This window comes from Pantoea sp. SIMBA_079, assembly GCF_046940275.1.
Classification (GTDB): Bacteria; Pseudomonadota; Gammaproteobacteria; order Enterobacterales; family Enterobacteriaceae; genus Pantoea; species Pantoea borealis.
The window spans coordinates 1-248 of record NZ_JAWRYR010000708.1 but is presented as its reverse complement, the minus strand read 5'-3'; the positions used below and the strand labels follow the sequence as shown (position 1 = coordinate 248).

1 protein-coding gene is annotated in these 248 nt (G+C 50.4%); it reads right to left on the bottom strand.

Features of this window, described 5'->3' with window-relative positions:
* Nucleotides 1–53 precede the first annotated feature (53 nt).
* The coding region (locus tag SB719_RS21785; RefSeq protein ID WP_412159978.1) for a hypothetical protein at nt 54–248 on the bottom strand (195 nt) is incomplete at its 5' end.

Sequence of the window (248 nt, the reverse complement as noted above, 5' to 3'; positions counted from 1 at the left end):
CGACTTCTGCGGATTCGAATTGCGCCATAATGGGAGATTAACGATTTCTTTATCTATGCCATGTGGCGATGAAAAGGCAAACAGGGATTGCCCGCTTTCACCGAAACGTCATATCCTTGCAGGATCAAATCATGTCCATTCCGGCCCAATCCGGGGGAGTCATCCAAAAATGCCAGTGCTGAATCGTGCCGTTGAATCGCAAGCGGAAATTGCCGCATGGCGGCGAAAACTGCACCAGAATCCCGAAC